The organism is Okeania sp. SIO2F5, from assembly GCF_010692685.1.
GTDB lineage: Bacteria > Cyanobacteriota > Cyanobacteriia > Cyanobacteriales > Microcoleaceae > Okeania > Okeania hirsuta.
In genome coordinates this window covers 1-23,239 of sequence record NZ_JAAHGU010000069.1, presented here as the reverse complement: position 1 = coordinate 23,239, position 23,239 = coordinate 1, and the positions used below count along the sequence as shown (strand labels likewise).

General features: G+C 37.0%; 16 protein-coding genes and 1 pseudogene. 5 read left to right on the top strand and 12 right to left on the bottom strand.

What is annotated here, in order from left to right; genetic code table 11:
• Positions 1 to 752 precede the first annotated feature (752 nt).
• Positions 753 to 1,988, bottom strand: a complete 1,236-nt coding sequence (locus tag F6K27_RS19990; protein ID WP_287278045.1) for a sensor histidine kinase — start codon at positions 1,986 to 1,988, stop codon at positions 753 to 755.
• A gap of 783 nt (positions 1,989 to 2,771) precedes the next feature.
• Here F6K27_RS19990 and F6K27_RS19985 point away from each other — a divergent pair.
• Complete coding sequence (locus F6K27_RS19985) at positions 2,772 to 3,203, top strand: Spy/CpxP family protein refolding chaperone (RefSeq protein WP_287278046.1); 432 nt, start codon at positions 2,772 to 2,774, stop codon at positions 3,201 to 3,203.
• A 288-nt stretch (positions 3,204 to 3,491) separates the two neighbouring features.
• Here the strand turns inward: F6K27_RS19985 and F6K27_RS19980 are convergent, their stop codons facing one another.
• From F6K27_RS19980 to F6K27_RS19960, 5 genes are all read right to left on the bottom strand, one after another.
• Positions 3,492 to 3,719 carry a hypothetical protein gene (locus F6K27_RS19980; protein ID WP_287278048.1) on the bottom strand — a complete coding sequence of 76 codons (228 nt, stop codon included), beginning with the start codon at positions 3,717 to 3,719 and terminating at the stop codon, positions 3,492 to 3,494.
• Positions 3,700 to 5,316, bottom strand: a complete 1,617-nt coding sequence (locus F6K27_RS19975) for an acyl--CoA ligase family protein (RefSeq protein ID WP_287278058.1) — start codon at positions 5,314 to 5,316, stop codon at positions 3,700 to 3,702. Before F6K27_RS19975 ends, F6K27_RS19980 begins: the two co-directional genes overlap by 20 nt.
• A 182-nt stretch (positions 5,317 to 5,498) precedes the next feature.
• On the bottom strand, positions 5,499 to 6,236 hold the full coding sequence (locus F6K27_RS19970; RefSeq protein WP_124143113.1) for a HEAT repeat domain-containing protein: 738 nt from the start codon (positions 6,234 to 6,236) through the stop codon (positions 5,499 to 5,501).
• 720 nt (positions 6,237 to 6,956) lie between these two features.
• Positions 6,957 to 8,174 (bottom strand): acetate kinase, encoded by a 1,218-nt coding sequence (locus F6K27_RS19965; protein WP_124143112.1) that lies wholly within the window; start codon positions 8,172 to 8,174, stop codon positions 6,957 to 6,959.
• Positions 8,175 to 8,964: 790 nt separating this feature from the next.
• Positions 8,965 to 9,519 (bottom strand): histidine phosphatase family protein, encoded by a 555-nt coding sequence (locus F6K27_RS19960; RefSeq protein ID WP_240038762.1) that lies wholly within the window; start codon positions 9,517 to 9,519, stop codon positions 8,965 to 8,967.
• Between the two features lie 559 nt (positions 9,520 to 10,078).
• Between F6K27_RS19960 and malQ the strand changes: the two genes are divergently transcribed.
• Positions 10,079 to 11,584: a 4-alpha-glucanotransferase gene (gene malQ, locus F6K27_RS19955; protein ID WP_287278059.1), complete on the top strand. Its 1,506-nt coding sequence runs from the start codon at positions 10,079 to 10,081 to the stop codon at positions 11,582 to 11,584.
• A gap of 282 nt (positions 11,585 to 11,866) precedes the next feature.
• Here malQ and F6K27_RS19950 read toward each other — a convergent pair whose 3' ends face one another.
• Positions 11,867 to 12,013 carry a hypothetical protein gene (locus F6K27_RS19950; RefSeq protein ID WP_161564316.1) on the bottom strand — a complete coding sequence of 49 codons (147 nt, stop codon included), beginning with the start codon at positions 12,011 to 12,013 and terminating at the stop codon, positions 11,867 to 11,869.
• An 890-nt stretch (positions 12,014 to 12,903) separates the two neighbouring features.
• Here F6K27_RS19950 and F6K27_RS19945 point away from each other — a divergent pair.
• A complete protein-coding gene (locus F6K27_RS19945) occupies positions 12,904 to 14,445 on the top strand; it encodes a trypsin-like serine protease (RefSeq protein ID WP_287278060.1) in 1,542 nt (513 codons plus the stop codon).
• Between the two features lie 812 nt (positions 14,446 to 15,257).
• Positions 15,258 to 16,034, top strand: a complete 777-nt coding sequence (locus F6K27_RS19940; RefSeq protein WP_287278061.1) for a trypsin-like serine protease — start codon at positions 15,258 to 15,260, stop codon at positions 16,032 to 16,034.
• A gap of 73 nt (positions 16,035 to 16,107) precedes the next feature.
• Here F6K27_RS19940 and F6K27_RS19935 read toward each other — a convergent pair.
• From F6K27_RS19935 to F6K27_RS19915, 5 genes and pseudogenes are all read right to left on the bottom strand, one after another.
• Positions 16,108 to 17,190: pseudogene (locus F6K27_RS19935) on the bottom strand (RNA-guided endonuclease InsQ/TnpB family protein).
• A 117-nt stretch (positions 17,191 to 17,307) separates the two neighbouring features.
• Complete coding sequence (locus F6K27_RS19930) at positions 17,308 to 17,556, bottom strand: hypothetical protein (RefSeq protein WP_287278062.1); 249 nt, start codon at positions 17,554 to 17,556, stop codon at positions 17,308 to 17,310.
• Positions 17,557 to 17,664: 108 nt separating this feature from the next.
• Positions 17,665 to 18,834, bottom strand: coding sequence for a transaldolase (locus tag F6K27_RS19925; RefSeq protein WP_124143109.1), 1,170 nt, complete (start codon positions 18,832 to 18,834; stop codon positions 17,665 to 17,667).
• A 1,438-nt stretch (positions 18,835 to 20,272) separates the two neighbouring features.
• Positions 20,273 to 20,644, bottom strand: coding sequence for a cyclic nucleotide-binding domain-containing protein (locus tag F6K27_RS19920; protein ID WP_287243171.1), 372 nt, complete (start codon positions 20,642 to 20,644; stop codon positions 20,273 to 20,275).
• 196 nt (positions 20,645 to 20,840) lie between these two features.
• Positions 20,841 to 22,475, bottom strand: coding sequence for an alpha-D-glucose phosphate-specific phosphoglucomutase (locus tag F6K27_RS19915; RefSeq protein ID WP_287278063.1), 1,635 nt, complete (start codon positions 22,473 to 22,475; stop codon positions 20,841 to 20,843).
• A gap of 411 nt (positions 22,476 to 22,886) precedes the next feature.
• On the opposite strand from F6K27_RS19915, the gene F6K27_RS19910 reads away from it, so the two are divergent.
• Positions 22,887 to 23,239 (top strand): DUF4347 domain-containing protein (locus F6K27_RS19910; protein WP_287284493.1); only part of this gene is annotated, 353 nt, incomplete at its 3' end.

Genomic DNA, 23,239 nt, shown 5'->3' with positions numbered 1-23,239 from the left:
GACATAAGATATTTTGGTTTAATGCCGATAATCGTATGCAAGCATTGCTGAAGCATTATTATTACTTAATAACTGAAGTCCCATCGGAACTATAGCATTAATGCATGGGAATTGGTATAAGGGAATAGGAAGTCGGGAGCAGAGATAATAGAGAAATTGGTAGTGGTGCATAGTAATGTTAAAGGGAGTAAAGGAGTAGTAGACGTAGGGTGGGTTAGGCGGAAATAATTATGAGTCGCTCCTCAAAATCTTAACTGTCTGCCATAACCCACCGAACATACCAAATATTAAGCCAATACGCTGTCTTAATCTTTGCTGTGCATTTACTCTCTAATATCATGTCCGGTAGAACAGTTATAATTAGGCTCGTAGTTTTGCTCTAGCTCTAAAACTAAGTATTGTAAGGGCTAAAGTCCTACTACAAACAAAAACTTTATTATAAGTGATTATCCGAAAACGATATAACATCTGAGTTTAATACCCTAAACTTCACTGGTGATGTCTACAATTGCTTAGGGTTTGTAGAGGAATAACAGCAAATTTTTAGTATCCTCATCCACTTTTCCCTTTTTATTTCTTCTTGCTTTTTCAACGTTATTTATCCACAAATAAAAATGAAAATATACCTTGATATCAGGTCTCATTAATTAGACATAAATATTAATGATATTTATCAATTATCTTGAGAATCTATCAAATTTATCCCTACTCCCGAATAAATGTTATTTGTGGGTATTTAAAGAGACATGATATTAATTTATATTAACTAAGGGAAAATTAGCAATTATTTTACATCCTGTATTAGGAGAGGTAAGAATCTCGAATTTACCTCCTAATGCTAAGGCACGTTCTTGCATTCCCTGTAAACCAAAACCAGTAGTATTTTGGTTTAAATTAAATCCTTTGCCATTATCTTGAATGATTAAATGTAAATTTTTTGTGGTAAAAATATTAATTTCTACAGTGGTTGCTTCGGCATATTTATAAATATTAGTTAATGCTTCTTGTACTATACGATAAACAGCAATTTTTAATTCATTATCAGGAGAAGAATTGAGGCTTATATTGCTTGCGGGTAAGATACCAGTAGATTTATGAAAATCTGCTATTAAAGTAGCGATCGCTAATTCTAAAGATTGATTTTCCCACCAGTTAGACCGTAGATCTGCTACTGACTGACGTACTTCATTTAATGCTTTTGAGCCTAGTTGTTTGGCATCTGCTAAAAATTCTATTGATTCTTGTGGTTCTGATTTTCTTAGTTTCCAAGCTGCTTCCAAACTAACATTTAAAACTGTTAAATAATGCCCTAGGGAATCGTGAATTTCTCTGGCAATCCGATTTCGTTCTTCTAGAGCAGCAATATTTTCTATTTTCAGGGCATATTGTCGTAGCTTTTCATTGGCAATTGCTAATTGTTCTCGACTTTTTCGTTCTGACATTATTGCTTTTACTAATAATTGCAAGAAAACTATTACCAATCCAAATAAAATTATTGAACTTAGTAGAACTAAGATAAATCTTTCTCTAGCAAATAATGGTAATCTTGTTAGTTTGTGTAACCTTTGAATTTGGATAAATGTGAATAAAGAAAAAACAAATATATTAATAATTAAATTTTGTTTTCTTTCAAAAATAAAACAATCTCGAATGACCAAAATTATACATAATATTGGAGATAGACGTAAATTACTCAGGAATGACATTAAAATAATCAAACTAATTTCGACAGTAGTATAAATAATTTTATTTGAGCGAGATTTATTGATAGGTAAAAATAGTCCCATCAGGCTAAATACTAGCAGGAGAAAAAGATTGATCGAGAGTGAATTTGAGATTTCTGTTGTGTGAATATCTCCTATTCTCCGCCGACCACCATAGAGAGGAAATTTTAAAGTTTCACTCATGGCAATAATAATCAGCAAAATCCATTCTAAGTAGAGTAAACAACGGATTGGATGTTTAGTTATTTTTGGGAAAATATTCATATTTTTATTCCATTAAAACTCCGATAAATTGCAAACTCAATAATGATAATTTACTAAATTTTGAGGCGTTGCTGATTTGATGTATGGAATTCAATTAGTGGTAAATTTTCACCCAAAATAATAGTGGTAATTATACCTATTTCTGACTCTAAAGTCACCGAAAAACTCCTTTCTACCTACTGACTGGTTCTCCTGTGAAATCATCAGCGTAACACACCGAAAATTAAAATCTAGATGGTGCGTTACATTTCATTAATGCACTCTACTGGACTGACACACCTTAAATGGTGCGTTAGATGGGGAGGGTGGGGAGATAAAGACACCTAGAAACAAAAATCTATTGCACAGTTTTAGCTGTGTCAGTCTACTAATGGACTTCTTCCTTCTGCTATATTCCGAAGATAAGGAATTTTATTAAAACCCCAAAATCACTAAAGTTCGAGAAACATTTATAGCAGTTTTCACAAAGGTAGACTACAGAAAAATATAAGTATGTTTGAAGTTTGATAAGTTAGAAACTTGATAGCTGTATTCTATGTTAATGAAAACCGCTATAATTATGGCAGTCGAAGGAAAGGTTTGGACAGTTCAAAAGTTTAAAACTCAGACAAAGTAACACTTTTCCTTCTTGCTTCTTCCTTCTTGCTTCTTCCTTCTGCTATACATAATTTTAGGACTAAAGTCCTAGATGAAATTAGGACTTTCAGCTCTGGTTGTTTATGAGCGATTGCCTGTAGGATTAAGACAGTAAACACCTCATACATGGAGTTGTAAATAAATCTAATGAAACGTCAATCTTTCTCTCTATTATTACTTGGCATCGTTGCCACTATTCTATTTGCTAATCCTGTAAAAGTTGATGCCCATCCTAAAAATTTGAATCTAACTCCTGAACAAAAAACTCAGTGGGAGGAAATTCGAGCGCAAAGCAAAGCTCAAATGCAAAATATTCTGACTCCCGAACAGCAGCAACAGCTTCAAACTTTAACTTCACAAGGTCAACGCCCCCGCAGAGCAATGAAACAGTTAAATCTCTCTGAAGAGCAAAAAACTCAGATGCGCGAAATTATGCAGTCATCCCGCCAGCAAATGGCGAATATTTTAACTGAAGAACAACGAGAGCAGTTTCGTCAACAGATGCAAATGCGGGGACGGAGGAGTCAGGTAGGGGTTCCGTCGGATTGGCGACGTACAGGAGTCAGGAGTCAGGAGTAATATCATGTCCGATTGAATAGTTATTAGAGTTGTTGGGAGTAGGGGAGCAGGGGAGTAGGAGAGATTAACATAAGCTAGTGCTGCTACGCGGAAGTTAAAAGTCAAAAGTCAAAAGTCAATCATTTTTCATTTGTAATTGTTTTAGGATTTTGTAACTGGTCAGTTATTTCCGCCATCCTGCACTAGAATTGTAACAGTCACTTACAAACTTTGGTGTAAAAATCTATTCCCTGTTCCCTGTTCCCTATTCCCTGTTCCCTACACGGAAGTTAAAAGTCTATATCTTTTTCAACAGATGCTGAAAATAAGGGCGTTGGTTATTTGAGGTATGATGTCTTGTCCGGATAAGAGCGCAAACAAAAAACTTTCTCCCTCTACTACTCTTTCTTCTTCTTTCTTTCTTTCTTTCCTTCTGACTCCTGACTCCTGACTCCTGACTCCTAAATAATTAAGATTAATATCATACCCTAATTTACCAACGCCAAAATAAGTTGTCTCAGTGAATCCTTTTTTCATAACCAACCCACTCTTTCTCCCGCAATAAATATTTCTGCACTTTACCTGTAGCAGTCTTTGGCAACTCTATAAACTCAACCGCTTTCGGTACCTTAAACTGTGCCAAATTCTGGCGACAAAAATCAATAATTTCTGCCCCTGTCACACTTTCATCAGGTTTCAAAGTCACAAAAGCTTTCGGCACCTCACCTCGTTTCTCATCCGGGATAGCAATAACCGCCACTTCCAAAACTGCTGGATGTTTATAAATAACTCTCTCCACCTCAATAGTAGAAATATTCGTGCCACTACTAATAATAATATCCTTGGCGCGATCGCGTAATTCCATATAACCATCAGGATACATCACGGCCAAATCTCCACTATGAAACCAACCCCCGCGAAACGCCAATTCAGTGGCCTCCGGATCGTTAAAATATCCCTGCATAACATTATTGCCACGCATCACTACTTCTCCCATTGTTTCTCCATCAGCAGGTATATCTTGCATATCTTTGTCTACTACCCGCATTTGAGCAGCATGAATATAAGGCACTCCTTGTCGAGCTTTCAATTTTGCCCTTTCTGCCATTGGTAAATCATCCCAAGGTGCTTGCCATTCACAAACACTATGGGGTCCGTAGGTTTCTGTTAAACCATAAACATGAGTAATATCAATTCCTAACTCTTCCATCGTCTGAATAATAGTGGGGGAAGGTGGCGCTCCAGCAGTGGCAACTCGAAGAGGATGGGAAAGTTGTAATTTTTTAATGGCGCGGTCATTAGCAAGAGCAATTAATATTGTAGGAGAACCACAGAAGTGAGTAACTCCCTCATCCATAATTAACGAAACTACAGTATTAGGGAAAAATTTCCGCATACAGATATGAGTACCACCCACAGCAACGACTCCCCAGGTAAAACACCAACCATTGCAGTGAAACATGGGTAACGTCCACAAATAAATGCTGTTATTATTCATGCCTAGTTCTAATACTTCGCCCAAAGCATTGAGATAAGTACCACGGTGAGTATATACAACTCCTTTGGGTTGCCCACTTGTACCGCTGGTATAGTTAATAGAAATTGGTTCGTTTTCGTCTGTTAGGGAGGAAGGTAGAGGGTCTGATGTACCTGTAGTTAAAAAGGTTTCATAATCTGTTCCTGGTAACTTTTCTCCTGTTGTTTCTATTTGAGTATCTACTATATTGATAATTTCTTCTACAGTTTCCAAATCATCCCGCACTGATGCTACCAGGTGAGATAATTCTGTATCCACAAATAGTAGACGCGCTCCACAGTTATTGAGGATGTAGCAAATATCTTTAGCAGCTAATCGAATATTGATAGCGACTAAAACTCCTCCTGCTAGAGGAACGCCAAAATGTGCTTCTAGCATCGGTGGAATATTCGGGCAAAGGAAAGCTACGCGATCGCCTTTTTGTAACCCCCAATTTTTTAAGGCGTTTGCTAATTGATTAACTCTGGTGGCAAACTGCGCATAAGTCCATCTAGAGGAGCGGTAAACTATGGCATCTTTGTCAGCAAATGCTCCCACACTGCGTTCTAGAAAACTTTGGGGAGTGAGAAATTGATAAGAAACTTTATGCTTTGACATTAAGGATACTCCTTCGTACTATTGAATAAGTAACACTTCAGTTATTAGTAATTGAAAAAGTCCCAATAACTTTTTTGCTAATTTGAACCTGCGTTAATGTTAATTATTCTGATGTTTAATTCTCCCCCACTCCCCCACTCCCTTACTCAAGATAATCGTTGAAAAGTTTTTGAGAAACGATATTATAATCCTTCCATTGCTAAATCTTCAATAACTTGCAGACCCCTGGGGTCTCCTACTCGTAACAAAGATGATTTAGCATCTTCCCGCACTCCCATATCTTGCTCCTCTTCTAATGCTTCAATTAAGGCATCAATGCCACCTGCATAGACCACATTAGAAGGTAATTCTCGACATAATTGACCAATGGCCCATGCACAATTACTTCTAACTGCTGGCATTGAGTCTCGTCGCAAACCTTCAATTAATGGTGGTATTGCCCCTACTACCACTTCATAACTTACTTTGGCCATCTGACCAAGGGAACTTGCTGCCCATAGACGCACCGCAGAAATATCTGTTCTGAGGACATCAACTAAAGGCTCCAAAGCACGGCGATCGCGACAATTTCCCAAGGCCCAAACCACTCCTTTACGGACATAGCCGTTAAAGTCCTTATTCAATTGTGTAATTAGAGGTTCTACTGCATCTGGGCTAGGATTACGGCCCAAAGCATAAGCAGCACTAACTCGTATTAATGGACAATCATCTTCTAATAATTTAATTAATGGAATAATAGCCCGTTTTTCTTGGAGTTCACAGAAAGCTCGCGCTGCAATCATCCTTTGGGAGGGTTCTGAAGAAGTTAGCAATGGCAACATTTCCTCCGGATCTGGTTTTGGGGGTTCTTCTCCTAAATGATCTAAAGGACTTTCTGCCATTGGCTGAATATTGAGTTGATTGAGGTCTTCATTGTCCATAACTGTAATTTTACCCAAGAATCCTAGTTTCAGGAGAATCTCCGTGCCTGACCGCCGGAGAGTATGTCAATGTACTAATGTACTTTAATTTAGTGACATCGCTATATAGAATAATATATTAATCAGAGTTGACTGTAGATTGAGATAGACAAGTTAATAAATTTCATAATTCTGTGCCACTTCACATAAAATTGGTATTATGTCTAACACCTAATACCAAGCGTGATAAATGTTTGTTACAAATGGTAGGGACGTTGCATGCAATGTCCCTACGAAAGAAGGAAGAGGGAAGACCGAAGTTGGGGTAAATATTGAAAAAAAGGGAAAAAAGATAGAGATAACTATCTCAAATGAACTGGAGCAGCTATTTTTAAGCATATCCGATCAATATCTACCTTTTTGTAGCATTCTTTTTTCACGCTTGGTATAAGACCTACCACCGCGCCACCTAATTCTGTATAGTGGCATGACACAGCTAAAACTGTGGATTAGATTTTTTCCTATAATTCTGTTTATGGCAAGGTTTGACCATTTTTTTCTAATACACCATTTAAGGTGTGTCACGCCAGTAACCTCACATATAAAAGTCGAAGGAAAGGTTAGGACATATCAAAAGCTTAAAACTCAGACAACGGAAGATTTTTCCTTCTTCCTTCTTCCCTCTTCCTTCTGCTATAAAATTGGTATAACTATTTATCAAATTTTTAGTCCAAATATTACCTAAGCTTGATTCATTTTCTGCCAACATTCACAAGCGATCGCCCAATCTTCTTCTGTGTGTACTACCAATATTCGTACTGTTGAATCTGAAGTAGAAATATCGGTATCTATCCCTGGTTTAATATTTTTTTCCTTATCTATTTTTAATCCTAAAAATTCAAAATTTTCACAAGTTTTTTCTCTGACAATTACTGAACGTTCTCCTATTCCAGCAGTAAATACTAAAACGTCCATACCACCAAGAGAAGCGAGCATTTTTCCAATACAACAATGAAGTTGATGAATATAAATATCGAATGCTAATTGGGCACGTTCATCTCCTTCTTGCATCGCTGTGGTTATATAACGCATATCTCCAGATTTTCCAGATATTCCTTTTAACCCTGATTCTTTGTTGAGAATTGTATTGAGTTTTTCCGCATCAAGACCATGTTCTCGCATCAAATAAATGAGAATTGCTGGATCAATTGAGCCACTACGAGTTCCCATCATTAATCCTTCTAATGGAGTAAATCCCATGGTAGTATTAATACTAATTCCATTACGAACTGCTGCTAAAGAAGCTCCATTACCTAAATGACAAGTAATTATCCGCAAAGATTCTAGTGGTTTTCCTAATATTTTTGCTGTTTTTTGAACACAATATTTATGACTTGTTCCATGAAATCCATAGCGCCGAATTCCTTTTTCAAACCATTCATAAGGGATGGGATAAACAGCAGCTTTTTTTGGCATTTTACTATGAAATGCTGTATCGAATACTGCTATTTGAGCCACATTTCCTAATGTTTTTTCAATGGCTTCAATTCCTTCTAAATGATTGGGATTATGAGTAGGTGCTAAAGGAATAAGATTTTTGATTGTTGCCTTGACTTTATCTGTAATAAATGTTGCTTCTGAATAATCTGAACCGCCATGAACTACTCGATGACCAACTACATCTATATCGGATAGTTTATCTATAACTTTAGTTTCTCCTTGCCTAAGAGTTTCTAACATTTTAGCAATGCTTTCTAGGCGTTTTTCTGGGTTAAGTTTTATCTTCTTTTCTATTCCATTTGCTGCAATTTCCATCAGACCATAATCATCATTAGCAGTCCAGTCAATTGCTGCTTCCCAAATTGGTTTTGGTGGATTTTCTGGTAACTTTTCCCCAGTAATTTCATACAAGCAACTTTTTTGAGAACTGGAGCCTGCGTTTAAAACTAAAATTTTCATAGTTAATAATTATATCATGTTCGGTTGAATAGTTATTCTTTGAAAGAAGGAAGTCAGAAGGCAGAAGGCAAAAGGAAAAAAAAGGTTCAAAGGGATAAAGTTTTTTATCACTAATTATCCGGGCATGATATTTTTTTTTTATTATACTTTTTAGTAATAATATATAAGTAACAATATTAACTGGCAAAAGTCAATTAGTTGATCTATATTTTTCCTGGAAAACTTAGAATTAGTTAGAATTAAAAAAGTTGATTTTCACCTATTCTCTATATTTAAATAAATACCTACTTTTTTATAGCAGAAGTAAGAAGGAATTTAGTTATATGAAATACAAAAAATTGTGCAAATATACGAATCTGCCAACCTCCCCATCTGACCATCTCCCCATCAATTTGTGGTAGGAAACATTAACGTATTTCATATTATCTACCAGAGAAGGAAAAATTTAGCGTTTTCTGAGTTTTTAGCTTTTAGTATGTCCTAATTTTTGCTTCGACTGCTACACCAAGAAACACAGAAGAAAGAGAGTAAAAAATCAACTTAAAATTCGATTCTCAAGGATACTCAATTATAGGAAAATTTTGTTTGATGTATAGATCTAGTGAAAAGGTATTCAACTATTCAAAAAACCTAGTTATCTCCTAATTATAAATATCCAATCATCAAAAATAAAATCAATTATCGTACATAAATCATCAATTATTTCCCCTCCTGGGAGGGGTTAGGGGTGGGTTCCCTACTCCCTACTCCCTACTCCCTCTTTTCTGGATATGTCTATTACCAAATTATCTTAAGTACCCTGTAAAGACCGTAATTTTTCGTCAAGATAACAACGGTCTGATAAACAATGTAGCAATGGACCATGATCACCCATTTCTAAAATACTTACTCCACCAACCAACATCGCAATGCGATCGCGATACCTGCCAATATCAATTCCTAATAAATCACAAAGCATAATTCTAATGGTTGCTTTATGAGACACAACTAATACATTACCTGTTTCATGGTTGTCTTGAATTTCTTGAATTACTTGAGAAGAGCGACGAGCAATATCTATACCTTTTTCTCCACCAGTAGGTCCATTCCAACCAGGATCTGTTAACCAACGAACATATTCATCATGGTAGTCGCGATTAACTGTTTCTGGAGTTTCTCCTTCCCATTTTCCGTAAGCAATTTCTTTCAAACCATCCCGTATTTGCATTTCTAATCCTACTGTATTACACAAAGGTTTTGCAGTAGCAATTGTTCTTTTCTTCGGGCTAACATAGGCGGCAGTCCAATTTAATGAGCTATGAGTTTTAGCAAATTGTTCTGCCATTTCTAACCATTCTGGAGTCAATTATGGGTCTAAAATACCACAGTAACCGCTAGTTTTACTGTATGTAGTCTCTCCATGTCGGATAAAATACAACTTCAAACTCATAGACCATATTCCTAATAATTTTTCTTTGATATACTAGCACTTTTACTAATTAAAGATTAAAAGTCAAAAGTTAGATAAATTAAGTAGTTAAAACCTGGTTAAAAACAGGTTAATTTTCGATAAAAATAATTGATTTTTTTTAAAAGGTTAATTTAAAATACTCTAAATATAAATATTCTATTTCTTAATTGAATGAAGTACAAAGTTGAAAATTTTAGGTAACAAAAAATCTGGGAGTATAATGTACCTCTGTGAAAATTAGAAGTCATATCTTGAATAGTTAAAATAATTAATAACCCTTATTAGAATTCTAAACGAATTATAAAATCTATAAATTTAGCCCAATAGATGGTAATTTAAAATTTCGTATCTGGTAATATCTTACAAAGCAGAAAGTCAAAGAAATTATAGTGTAGAAACTATTAATTTATCTAACTTTTGACTTTTGACTTTTGACTTTTGACTTATAAATACTATGACTTTTGAACGTGCAAGTGGCATCATACTACACCCTACAAGTTTACCCAGTAGATTCGGCATCGGGGATTTAGGCAAATCAGCTTATGAGTTTATTGATTTTCTGGCCAGAAGTGGACAAAAAATCTGGCAAGTATTACCTCTAGGCCCAACAGGTTATGAACATTCGCCCTATACCATGAATTTCAGCGCCTTTGCGGGAAATCCTCTGTTAATTAGTCTGGATATATTGGCAGAGAAAGGACTATTAAATCCTGATGAACTCACACCTCTACCATCAGAAAGTGACCCAGCATACGCTAGAGTCAACTTTGCAGAAGTTATTCCCCACAAAACTAAATATTTCCAGCAAGCTTACGATCGCTTCAAACAAGCCATTCCTCCAGAATACGAAATTTTTTCTCAACAACAATCATATTGGCTGGATGACTATGCTCTATTTATGGCTTTGCATGAGGCCAATCCAGATAAAACATGGAATCAATGGGAACCAGGTTTAGCTCGTCGAGAACCAGGTGCAGTAAAAATAGCAACAAGTCTATTACACGATAGTATTGAATATCATAAGTTCTTGCAATTTCAGTTTTTTGAACAATGGACAAAAGTCCGCAGATACTGCCACGGGAAAAATATCAAAATTATTGGTGACGTTTCGATTTATGTCTGTCATCATAGCGCAGAGGTTTGGAGTCATCCAGAAAACTTTGACCTCAACCCAGAAACTTTAGAACCCGCATGGAAAGCAGGAGTACCACCAGACTATTTTAGTGCAACTGGGCAGTTATGGGGAAATCCTGTCTATAACTGGGAAAATTTAATCAATACTAACTTTGCTTGGTGGATCGAAAGATTTAGAGCAACTTTACAATATGTAGATGTCGTGCGCGTGGATCATTTCCGTGGTTTTGAAGCTTTCTGGCGAGTACCCGCAGGGGAAGATAATGCTATTAATGGCGAATGGGTAAAAGCACCAGGATACAAATTATTTTCCAAATTACAGGAAGCTCTAGGAACTCTACCGATCTTGGCAGAAGATTTGGGAATTATTACTCCAGAAGTAGAAGCAATGCGCGATCGCTTTGAATTCCCGGGAATGCGAATATTATTGTTTGCTTTTGGTGGTGAGGCAGATCATCCCTACTTACCTCATAGTTATATTAACAACTGCATAGTCTATACGGGTACTCACGATAACGATACTACTGTCGGTTGGTGGTTACAAGCTCCTCAGGAAGTAAGACAGCACGTTGCTAAATATTTGGGTTATGCTAGTGATAGCGACATCCATGAAATCAGTTGGTCGCTCATGCGTTTAGCTTCTGCTTCCGTTGCTGATATGGCAATATTCCCTCTCCAAGATGTTCTTTCCTTAGATAACGGCGCTCGCATGAATGACCCTAGTGTTACTCCTGGTAACTGGCGCTGGCGCTATACCACTTCAGAGCTTTTGAGTCAAGAATTGAGCGATCGCTTACTACAAATTACTCAACTTTACAACCGATAATTAATGGAGAAGATAGTATAATATGTTACATCTTTTTTACTAACTAGATGTAAAAACAGAAAAAAAGATTATTATCTTTTCCCTTATTGGTTGAATACATTACCTTACAGAGGATATCAATGGGGTTAGTGGGGTGAGAATTCCCATCGACCCTATTCTCATTTCTACTGACTATTGACTACTGATTACTGACTACTAATTCAAAAATTTTTTGTCAGCAAAAAGTATGGGCGTTGGTGAAAAGAGGTATGATATGATGTCCGCAGAAGAAGGCGATAGAACTCAGTGACCTTTAACGCCACCAAAAAACTTTCTCCTTCTACTCGGGGTTTCTGATTCTTTCTTCTCTCCTGAGGAAGTCCGACTGACATCTCCTCCTGTGAGGGGCAGGGGTGGGTTGACTCCTAAAGAATTTAAGATGAATATCATACACGCGCTTTACCAACGCCAAAGTATGGTTTTTTTCTGCTTGATTAATCATCAATATTAACAGGCACGTTTCAGCATCATAGAAAATGGCGTTGGTAATTGGTAAGATGATTTTCTACTAGTGCAGGATGGCAGAAATAACTAACCAGTTACAAAATCCTAAAAGCCTTACCAATCAATACTTTTAACTGTCTTGAGTGTGTCTTACATTCTGAGGGGACCTCAGAATTACACACTCGATGCATGACTTTTGACTTTTGACTTCCGCGTAGCGGCACTAGGGGTGATACCCATCACTTACTTTGGTAAAATATTTAGAGGTATCAGAAACAGACTACTGTTAAAGTTTCATCTCTTGATTTACCAACGCCTAGAAAATAGACTGCTCCTCCGTAGATACACAGAGAGTGCTACTTAACTACCTATGCAAGTTACAGCAGTTTTAATTTAGATAAAGCAAAGAGACCTTAGAGGTAGATTCCAGAAGGCATAGAGGAGAAATCATTTGCTTCACTCAAGTGAAAAGCACTATAAACTTATATGAAGTTTTGATGAAGCTATAATGAAACTTTGATGAAGAAATTTGATTTTTGTTCCTCTGTATATTCTCTATTTTATTAAAAACAAATCTTCAGTTTTTTATACATTTTAAGAATAATATAAAATCCATTACCCTACTTTGTTAGAATTGCTATACTATTAAGAAAAAGTCAATTGGGTTAGACAAACTTAGTCTGAACTCGATGTCATTCATCATCTAGAGGAATTAGGCAATGGGTCTTCATTTATCAAAAAATAACAAACTAAAAGCAAAATTCAATCATTCCATACTCAAATCTTTTAAAATAAAAAAAACTAGCAAAATAGGGCTTAGTTGCATACTTGGTTTAGTGGCCAGCCAGAGCATTCAAACATCAGTACGAAGTATAGTAATAAATGATACTGCGGGATCTGATACTGCTATAGAGATAGGTTCTCCTTTTACTGCTATCACTGACATTTTATTTTTCGATGAAGATCAAGATGGTTTTGTTAGTGAGTGTACTGGTTCGCTGATTGCAGAAAAGTATATACTCACAGCCCAACATTGTTTCAATCCTTTTGAATTTGGAGAGATTTTTCCTGAAGATGTGAGCGTTCGATTTAGCGATGAAAAGAACGACACCTTAACAAATATTGCAGTCAGTGACATCTCTTTTCTAGATGACACCTTCAGTGACTTAGATGGTACAGATATTGCTGTACTTGAACTTGAAGTGGCTGCTCCAGAAGACATCAAGCCTTTAAAATTATTTGGCTCCGATCCCCAACACCTGATTACAACTGATCCAAACGATCCAGCAATTATGGTTGGTTTTGGTGAAATTGGTGTAGGCGATGAAGGGAGTAATTTTAATGAAGATAGTATGCGGTGGGGTGCTGAAAACTTTATCGGTCTTGTTGGTAGTGTTTTCGATCCAGTTTTTGATGCTATCTTTGAATCAAATATTATTAACACTGATTATGATGATGGAACTGAAGAAAATAACAGTATTGGTAGTAAAGATCCTTTAGACAATGAAGGAACTACTGCTGCTGGCGATAGTGGTGGCCCACTTCTAGTAAGAAATCCAGAAAATGATGAATACTTAATTGCCGGAGTGGTTACTGGTGGTTCCTCTGACTTCAGTACATTTGGAGATGTATCCTGGTGGACAGGAGTTACAGAACACCGTGAATTTATAGAATCATTTGGTGCTGAGTTTGTTGGTGATTTTGTCCCTGTTGTTCTCGAACCTACAGATGATATTCAGAATAGTAGTTTTGAAAAAGGTTTGACTGGTTGGAGTAGAAGAGGTTCTGCTGGTGTCACAAATAGCACTTTTCCTGTATCAACGTCACAGGGAGATTCTCAAGCATTAATAGTTAATGATGAATTTCTAGGGATTGCTAGTACTAATGAAATAGAAGAACTATTAGAGTTAGATCCAGGAGATTTGGATGCCGTATCAGGTAGTTTGATCGTTGCAGGTTCTGCTATCAAGCAAACTTTCCAAGCAAAAGCAGGAGATGTCCTAACTTTTGATTTCAACTTTTTGACAGATGAATGGACACCTGATGATTTCTTAAACGATTTTTCTTTTGTCTCCCTTGCCAGTGATGTATTCAATAATCCTTTCATAGACTTATTAGCTGATACTTTCTCTGACTTCGTTGATTCTGATACTGCCTTCTTCAGCGAAACTGGGTATCAAAGTTATTCTTATGTGATTCCTGAAACTGGAACTTATACTCTAGGATTTGGAGTTGCAGATGCAGAAGAGATTGGAGGTTTGTCTGGACTTTTAGTTGATAATGTGAAACTGGCATCCACACCAGAACCCACTACAACAATAGGATTATTTGGTACTGTTTTTGCAACATTTTCTTTGCTCAAGCGTAAAAGAAAGTAATATGGTGTCCGGCAAGAGGAGAAGACGACAGTTTTTGAAGCGCTATGAAACGGACAGCATATAATATGATGGCAATTAGCTATTAGTTTGTTACTTCCTCTGAAAATATCTCAGCTTTCAAGGTTAGTTAATCTACTTAACTTTTACATACAAGTGCTATATTTCCAAATATTGGAACTAATATTAATCCCTACTCTTAAGATTAGTTGGAGTGGGGATAATTTTTATCAATTAGGGAACAGGGAATGAAGTCAGGAGTCAGGGGTCAGGGGTCAGAATAAATAGCGTCAATACCAATTTTTAGGTCATATCAAATCCGGTAGTATTGGTGTAATTAGATAATAAGAGTGTGGGGAGATGGGGATATGGGGAGATGGGGAGATAGGGAGATATAAAAAGATTTAGCAATAACTGAAGATGGAACATTTTTTTATACCGAATTAAGCGGATTTGATATAACAGCTAAAACCTAGTTCAATCAGAATCAAACCTAACCTCAAAAACTACACCCTGGAAGTTAAATTTATAAAGTTTTGATGAAGTTTTGATGAAGTTTTGATGAAGTTTTGATGAAGTTTTGATGAAGTTTTGATGAAGAATTTTTAATATTTTTCTCATCTATATTTGCTGAAGCTCCTGTCCTTAGTATATTTACAGAATTTACACTAATATAATTTATCTTACTTAAGTAGTATTGTCATAGTGTAAGAAAATTGCTATCTTTACTTTATCAGAATAAATTACTAGGCTCAGACATATCTGCGTGTCATTCCCGTTGAAATAAAACTCAAAGAAATTAAAGGAACCAGGCAATGAGCATATACTTTTCTAACAATTTCAAACAACAAAAAATATTTAACCCTTCCATACTCAAATCTTGCAAAAATATTCAGATTAGCCAAATAGCTTTGCGTTGTGTACTTGGTCTCATAGCAAGTCAAAGTTTTCAATCTCCCGTAAAAGGTATAGTAATAAATGATACCGCAGGAGCTAGCACTGCTATAGAACTAGGTGCCCCTTTTACGGCTGTAACTGACATTTTAATCTTTGATCGTGAAAAACTTGAATATAAAAGTGACTGTACTGGTTCACTAATTGCAAATAATTATGTCCTTACTGCCCAACATTGTGTTGAGAATGTTTTCTCCGATGAATTGAGGGTTTTGTTTCGCGGTGATGATTCAGAAAATAGCATATTAGCTAATATTTCCGTAAGTAATATTTTAGAAAAAGATGATACCTTTGTACTATTAGATGGTACAGATATTGCCATACTTGAACTTGCTGAAGCTGCTCCAGACTCAATTACTCCTTTAAAATTATTTGGTTTCAACCCCGAATACCTGATTGGAAGTGATGCAACTATAGTTGGTTTCGGTTTGAATGGTTTAGGTAGCGTTGGTCATGAGTTTACCGCAGATGGACTGCGTTGGAGCGCTAAAAATACTATCGATTTCTTTGGTGGTGGTTTTAAACCATTCTTTAATGATACCTTTGGCTCAAATATTTTCAATCTTGACTTTGATGATGGAACTGATTACAATAACACCTTATTCGGTTTCGGTAGTAGTTCTTCACCTGCTTCATAAAACCGATATAAAACGTCATAACATGACATTTTACTGTTTACTTCCTGCTTCAACTGAGGCCGTCGGCAGCTACTCATCCACAGGCATTCACGGGCAAGCCGACCGCATCTCTCAAATTAATACTAGCGTTTAAATCTCTATCTATTGACAACCCACACTCTGGGCAATCATAAGTTCTCAGCTCCAAGGGCATATCTTGAACATGACCGCAGTTCGAGCAAGTCTTTGAGGATGGGAAAAATCTATCAATGACTACCAACTCAGATCCGTACCATTGACACTTATATTCTAGCTGTCGCCTAAACTCATAAAATCCTTGGTCGGCTATAGATTTCGCTAGCTTATGATTGCGTAACATTCCGCTGACATTTAAATCTTCTATGACAACACTGCCGTGGTTCTTGGCTAAGTATGTTGTCAATTTATGAAGTGCATCTTTACGGATATTTGCTACTTTTCTATGCAATCTAGCTATCTTCTGTTGTGCCTTTTTCCAGTTAGCAGAGCCTACCTCTTTGTGACGATTTAGGTATTGCAGCCTAGATAACTTAGCTTCAAATTTCTGAAGTGGTTTCACACTTTCAAATACTTGACCATCACTTAGTGTAGCTAGGGTTTTCACACCTAAATCTACACCAATAACATCAGTTTTTTTTGGTGTAGTATGAGAATGAAATTAATAGCTACAACTGAGATACCAATCACCAGCTTGTCTACTAATGGTTATTTTTTTAGTTGTTGCTTCAATTGGTTCATAAGTTTTGACCATACCAATAAAAGGTAATTTATGATTCCATCCATTTAATTCTATTGGTTTTCCACAATTATCTATTGTGAATGAATCATATTTACCCTTCTTTTTAAACTTTGGGTATTTTCCTAATCCTTTAAAGAACCTTTTAAATGCTTCACCTAAGTTGATAAAAGCATATTGGTAAACTTTAGATGACAAGTTTTTCATCCAAGGGTATAAAGGCTTTGTATGGTTGGTAAAAACCTCTCTTAGCTTTCGAGCATTAGGCTTGTAACCATTTCTGTAAGCAGCATTCCACAAACTTAAACCCCAGTTATAGCACCATCTGCTATACCCCGCGTGTTGAGCCATCAGAGTTTTTTGCTGATTATTTAATTTAAGTTTGGTTCTAATGGATTTCATTTATTTGTGAACACAGCCTGTCTAATAGTACGCTTTATAACGTATAATATCGTTATTATTTGATTAAGTCAATGCTCCCGACGTTGCGCTTACGCGACAACGCGGGATTCCCTAACATCACTGATAGGGGCTTTCTGCTTCCTCTTGACAGAGGAGCTGCGCTAACATAGCACCTGCCTCCAAGGCCAAACCTCTTTTCGGTCTTACGGTCGCTCCACAGTACGTCGCCAATCCGACGGCTCCCCTAGACACTGCTAGCCCAGTAGCCTTATTATTTTTACTATAGCATACTATTGTTAGAACTGCAACATTGATTGGTTTTCCCATACGACGCTCCCCTACGGGAGAGCGCGGGTCTTCAACCAACGTTGAGATAATGTGACCGCCTTGCTCCCAATTAAATCAAGAAACGGGAGCAGGATACTCCCACTGGCCAACAATTAAATTGGCTAATTGCTAACTGCTATCTGAGGACTAAACCTTCGCCAATTGGAATACAGCTCCTAAACCAGATGCCATTTCCTCTGGAGAAATTTTACCATCCTGATTGATATCTAGAGCATCAAATACAGCATCAGTTCCTGCCCATTCTTCACGAGTGATGAAACCATCACCATCTAAGTCATAGATATGGAAAATATCTTCTGCTGCATGAGTGACTCCCTCTAGACGAGTCAAGCGTTCTGCTAACAGATTTTCCAATGATTCTAATGCTTTGGAGAAACCTTTAATGCCTTCATCCAATTTTTGAGATGCCATCCGATTTTCAGCGTGCATCTTGTCAAAGGTTTCTTTGTCTAAGGCAATTTTTTCTGCATCAGACTCAGCAGCTTTCTCAACAGAAAGTTTCGTTGGTAGTTCCCCTGTAGTTGATTCTAGCTCACCCAACAAACCAGGCGAAATAGTCAACAAGTCGCAACCTGCTAATTCTGTGATTTCACCAATGTTGCGGAAACTAGCTCCCATGACTTCAGTCTTGTAACCAAATTTCTTGTAGTAGTTGTAGACTTGAGTCACAGATAATACACCGGGGTCTTCCGCAGGAGGATAAGAGTCTCGCCCAGTTTCTTTTTTGTACCAGTCTAAAATTCTACCTACAAAGGGAGAAATCAGAGTTGCGCCAGCTTCAGCACAGGCGATCGCCTGATGCAGACCAAAGAGTAGGGTTAAGTTGCAGTGAATACCCTCTTTTTCTAATACTTCTGCTGCTTTGATACCTTCCCATGTAGAAGCGATTTTAATCAAGATGCGATCGCGAGAGACTCCTGCTGCTTCATACTGAGCGATTAAATCTCGTCCTTGAGCTATAGTTGATTCTGTATCGTAGGATAGTCGTGCGTCAACTTCTGTAGATACTCGCCCTGGAATAATCTGTAAAATCTTCAGTCCAAAAGCAACTGCCAGTCTCTTAAATGCTAAATTTGCTACATCAGAAGGAGTAGCATCTGTTCCCAACTCTTCCCTTGCCTTCTTCAAAGTTTCATCCACAATTTCCTGATACTGTGGCATCTGAGCTGCAGCAGTAATTAATGAGGGATTAGTAGTAGCATCCCGTGGTTGAAATTTTTCGATTGCTTGAATATCGCCTGTATCCGCAACAACGATGGTTACTTCTCGTAGTTGTTCGAGTAAATTCTTAGCCATTTATTTCTCCCTTTGAGAATAAGTTACTTACTTATGGTTTAGTCGATAATTTCCTAGCATTCAATATACTTTGAGATATTAGGACAAAGCTGTTTGCACTAATTTTCTACTGTATTTCCATACAAATCTTCATCCAATTCCAATTCTGATACCATACTTTGAGCATTAACTAATCTATCTGCAGCTGAAAGAACGTCATTTAGAGCACCAAAAAAAAGACATTTTTTTAGTAACTATTTTCATTTATTGAGTTAGTTCTCTTTCTTCTTCAAGTATGATCTGAAGTTCCTAGTTTACCTAATAATTTATCCCTACATTACTTCATAATAAGCTTGAGAACTTCCTCAAGTATTCATGCAGTTCAGTTAAAAATTTGGAGACTGAGTAATCACCAATTTATTGTGGTTTTTTCTTGCTCATTAGGAGTATTTTTAGTTAATTACAACCTCAGTATTATATCAGAACAAATTTTTAATTCATTATGGAATGGATGAAATTATCGGCACGTTAGTTTTGTGTTTGACTTTATGGATAACTTACCAAATTAACTTCTGGATTTCTGTGCCTTAACATACACTATCAATTTGTCAAATATATTATTGTTATACCAAATTCAAAAAAGGTCGCTACAGTATTAATCTCAAGTGTGCATCTCAATTTTGAATAAAGCCAACAATTTATCATTTTTAGGCAACAGGCAACAGGCAACAGGCAACAGGGAATATATAGGAAAAAAGTATTTTTGCAAATATGAGATGCACCCAATCTCAAGACCTCTAACAACAGAATAAAGCACTGTAACAGTATTTTTTGAAAATGGTATTAAGAGCATATAGTTAAACTGAAAAAGCTCGTCACCAATTTTTTTTTTACACTTATCAAGTTGATAATAAATAGCTGATGTTATGTTCCCCCTCCGGGGGAGCTACGAATTGCGGATAATCAGTTATAATAAAACTTAAGGACTGATAGTACCGACAGTACCAAAGAAATACTGAAATTATCAATACCCCCAATACCAATATTTCCTGTGTATTCCTCTTTTCTTCCCCTCCTGGGAGGGGGAGGGGCGAGGGGTGGGTTGACTCCTGAGGACTCACAACAGTTATTTATAAGTATTAGATATCTGGTAAAAATCAAAAATAAAATCAATTCTTATCCTTGAAGAAGGAGACAGGAGACAGCTATACTGGAGACAGGAGGAAAATTACATGGGGATAGTCAACGAAGGGCCGCTCCGCGTCTACGCTCCCCCAAGTAATGCGTGAACACCCCCGTTGACGGTGGGGTATTAAACCCACAAAGAAAATGATAAATTATCAATTACTCCCCTCCTGGGAGGGGGAGGGGCGAGGGGTGGGTTCCCTGTTCCCTGTTCCCTGTTCCCTGTTCCCTCTTTTGGAGGAGATGTCTATTCAACCGAACATGATATTAATAACTAGATAGAATGCTTAAAGCGACGAAGACGATCGGAATAACTCCGAATTACAGACAGGGCAAATAAAGGTGTTTCTTGAACTACAAATAAAAAGCGTTCTTGGTCAAGATAAGCTAATTTACATTCTGTTTTAGCAATAGCAGTAGAAGCTCGAATATGCTCTTCGTGAACTAGCGCTCCTTCACCAAAAACATCACCTTTTTCAATTGTTTCCACAACTTGACCATTAACAAATAATTCGACTACTCCTTCAATAATTCCATACATTACATCAGCTTTTTGCCCATCTTCAAAAATTACATATCCTGGTGCAAAAGTTTTTTGATCTAGATGTTTGTGAAATAACTCTACAGTTTTTGCTGGTTCTAACATAACTATGTATCTCCGTATGTAAATTATCTTGAAAACTAACAAAAACAGGACTTACGCATGAGGTACGAAAAACTAGGACTAGAGATTGCTTTCCGTTCCGGACTGCTGCGCAAACCCTGTTGGTCGCTTCGGACAAAAATATGTTGCAGGTGCGTAAATCCTAATTAAATCAACCTCTTGCCTCCTACCTAAAAAATTAGGTAATTACAGTGGGTTTTTCCCTGCCTGTAAGATTTTTAATTTGAGCAATTTCGTCTGCTATACCAATCAAAGGAGATAGTGCTGCTTGAGTATCTTCGTCATGTTTGCTAGCATCTGGTTCATAACTTTCCACATATAACCGCAGAGTTGCACCTTGAGTACCTGTACCTGAAAGTCGGAACACAATGCGAGAACCATCAGTGAAACCAATACGAATACCCTGCTTTGCACTTACACTACCATCTACTGGGTCAGTATAGCTAAAATCATCAGCATATTTCACCTCATATTGACCATATTTCTTTCCTGGAAGAGAAGATAATAGGGAACGCAAATTTCCCATCAAAGTATTAGCTTTATCTGTTTCTACCCCTTCATAGTCATGGCGAGAATAATAATTGCGACCGTAAATTTTCCAGTGTTCCTTCACAATATCTTCTACAGACTCTTTCCGTGCTGCTAAAATATTTAACCAGAACAAAACTGCCCAAAGTCCGTCTTTTTCCCGCACATGATTAGACCCTGTACCAAAACTCTCCTCACCACAAAGAGTAGCTTTGTCCGCATCTAACAAATTACCAAAAAATTTCCAACCAGTGGGAGTCTCATAACAGTCAATACCCATCTTTTCAGCTACTCGGTCTGGTGCTGCTGAAGTTGGCATTGAACGGGCAATACCAGCCAAACCAGAACTATATCCAGGAACCAATTTAGCATTAGCCGCCAATACTGCCAAACTATCGCTAGGAGTCACAAAGAAATTTTTACCTAAAATCATATTGCGATCGCCATCCCCATCAGAAGCAGCACCAAAGTCAGGAGCATTATCTCCGAACATGACCTCTACCAAGTCGTGAGCATATACCAAATTCGGGTCTGGATGTCCCCCGCCAAAATCTTCCAGAGGTATACCATTTTGCACTGTACCTGCGGGAGCGCCTAACCGTTGCTCAAAAATATCTTTAGCATAACCTCCAGTCACAGCGTGTAATGAGTCCATACACATCCGAAACTTACCAGACTTGAGTAGTTCTGATATTTTGCCAAAATCAAACAATGATTCCATTAACTCAGCATAGTCTGCCACAGAGTCAATAACTTCTACAGTCATTTCCCCTAACTGATGACTGCTCAATTGGTCTAAATTAATATCCGCAGCTTCCATTATTTTGTAGCTATCTATAACTTTACTGCGTTCATAGATGGCACTTGTCACTTTTTCCGGTGCAGGACCACCATTACTAATATTGTACTTAACACCAAAGTCCTCTTCAGGTCCACCTGGGTTATGACTAGCAGAAAGGATTATACCACCAAAGGCTTGATTTTTACGAATAATACAGGAAGCAGCAGGAGTAGAAAGAATACCACCCTGACCCACTAACATTCGACCCACCCCATTAGCAGCAGCCATTTTCAAAATTATTTGGATCGCCTGACGGTTGTAATAGCGACCATCACCACCAAGCACAAATGTTTGACCTTCAATGTTTTCTAGACTATCAAAGATAGACTGAATAAAGTTTTCTAGATAGTGGGGTTGTTTAAAAGTTGGCACTTTTTTGCGGAGTCCTGAAGTGCCTGGTTTTTGGTCACTAAAAGGTTGTGTTGCAACTGTCTGTATGTTCATAGTTTATCGTAATTTAACAACTTTCTACATTAGAGGAATTCCTGCCTAAGTCTGATATAGCAGTCGAAGGAAAGGCCGCGGACATATCAAAAATTTAAAACTCAGACAACGCAAGATTCTTCCCTCTTTCCTAAATAACTAATCGCCTTCTTCCTTCTTCCTTCTGCTATAATCTCTGATTTTTTTGTCAATTAATGCTTAAGTTGATATCAACTCTCATTGCATCATGGCCATTAATATTTTCATAACTCATCGTTTGACTGTTTCTGTTTTCACTTTTACACCAAATATGGCGCATTTGAATAATTAATTTTTTGGTGTTGAGCAAATGTGCTTATAGTTAACATCAGGTTAATAAAATAGAGAATTTTTGAGCTAGAAAAATCTAAACTTTTAATAAAGAAAAAGTAGATGGCAATGGACAATCTGTTATTGATTGAATTAATTAATACTCCTTTAAAATCCTCCACAATTATGAATTTAACTAAACTTTTATTCATCGACTCTAAGGTAGAAAATTACCGTCATTTAATTTCAGAGATTGACCTTGATACAAAAGTATTTATCCTACAACCCAATGGAAATGGTATAAACCAAATAGCCGAAAACTTAGGTAATTACCATCAGGTAGAGACAATTCATATTATTTCTCATGGCGCAAAAGGTACTTTGTACTTGGGAAATAGTCTCCTGAATTTAGACAATATTCATCAATATGCTGAGAGTATTCAACAGTGGGGTAAGTGTTTGTCTGGTGATGGAGA

Excerpts from the sequence above, each read along its gene's own strand:
- F6K27_RS19990 (WP_287278045.1), bottom strand. The coding sequence starts at position 1,988 with ATGAATATTTTCCCAAAAATAACTAAACATCCAATCCGTTGTTTACTC.
- F6K27_RS19985 (WP_287278046.1), top strand. The coding sequence starts at position 2,772 with ATGAAACGTCAATCTTTCTCTCTATTATTACTTGGCATCGTTGCCACT.
- F6K27_RS19980 (WP_287278048.1), bottom strand. The coding sequence starts at position 3,719 with ATGAAAAAAGGATTCACTGAGACAACTTATTTTGGCGTTGGTAAATTA.
- F6K27_RS19975 (WP_287278058.1), bottom strand. The coding sequence starts at position 5,316 with ATGTCAAAGCATAAAGTTTCTTATCAATTTCTCACTCCCCAAAGTTTT.
- F6K27_RS19970 (WP_124143113.1), bottom strand. The coding sequence starts at position 6,236 with ATGGACAATGAAGACCTCAATCAACTCAATATTCAGCCAATGGCAGAA.
- F6K27_RS19965 (WP_124143112.1), bottom strand. The coding sequence starts at position 8,174 with ATGAAAATTTTAGTTTTAAACGCAGGCTCCAGTTCTCAAAAAAGTTGC.
- malQ (WP_287278059.1), top strand. The coding sequence starts at position 10,079 with ATGACTTTTGAACGTGCAAGTGGCATCATACTACACCCTACAAGTTTA.
- F6K27_RS19950 (WP_161564316.1), bottom strand. The coding sequence starts at position 12,013 with ATGATATTCATCTTAAATTCTTTAGGAGTCAACCCACCCCTGCCCCTC.
- F6K27_RS19940 (WP_287278061.1), top strand. The coding sequence starts at position 15,258 with ATGAGCATATACTTTTCTAACAATTTCAAACAACAAAAAATATTTAAC.
- F6K27_RS19925 (WP_124143109.1), bottom strand. The coding sequence starts at position 18,834 with ATGGCTAAGAATTTACTCGAACAACTACGAGAAGTAACCATCGTTGTT.
- F6K27_RS19920 (WP_287243171.1), bottom strand. The coding sequence starts at position 20,644 with ATGTTAGAACCAGCAAAAACTGTAGAGTTATTTCACAAACATCTAGAT.
- F6K27_RS19915 (WP_287278063.1), bottom strand. The coding sequence starts at position 22,475 with ATGAACATACAGACAGTTGCAACACAACCTTTTAGTGACCAAAAACCA.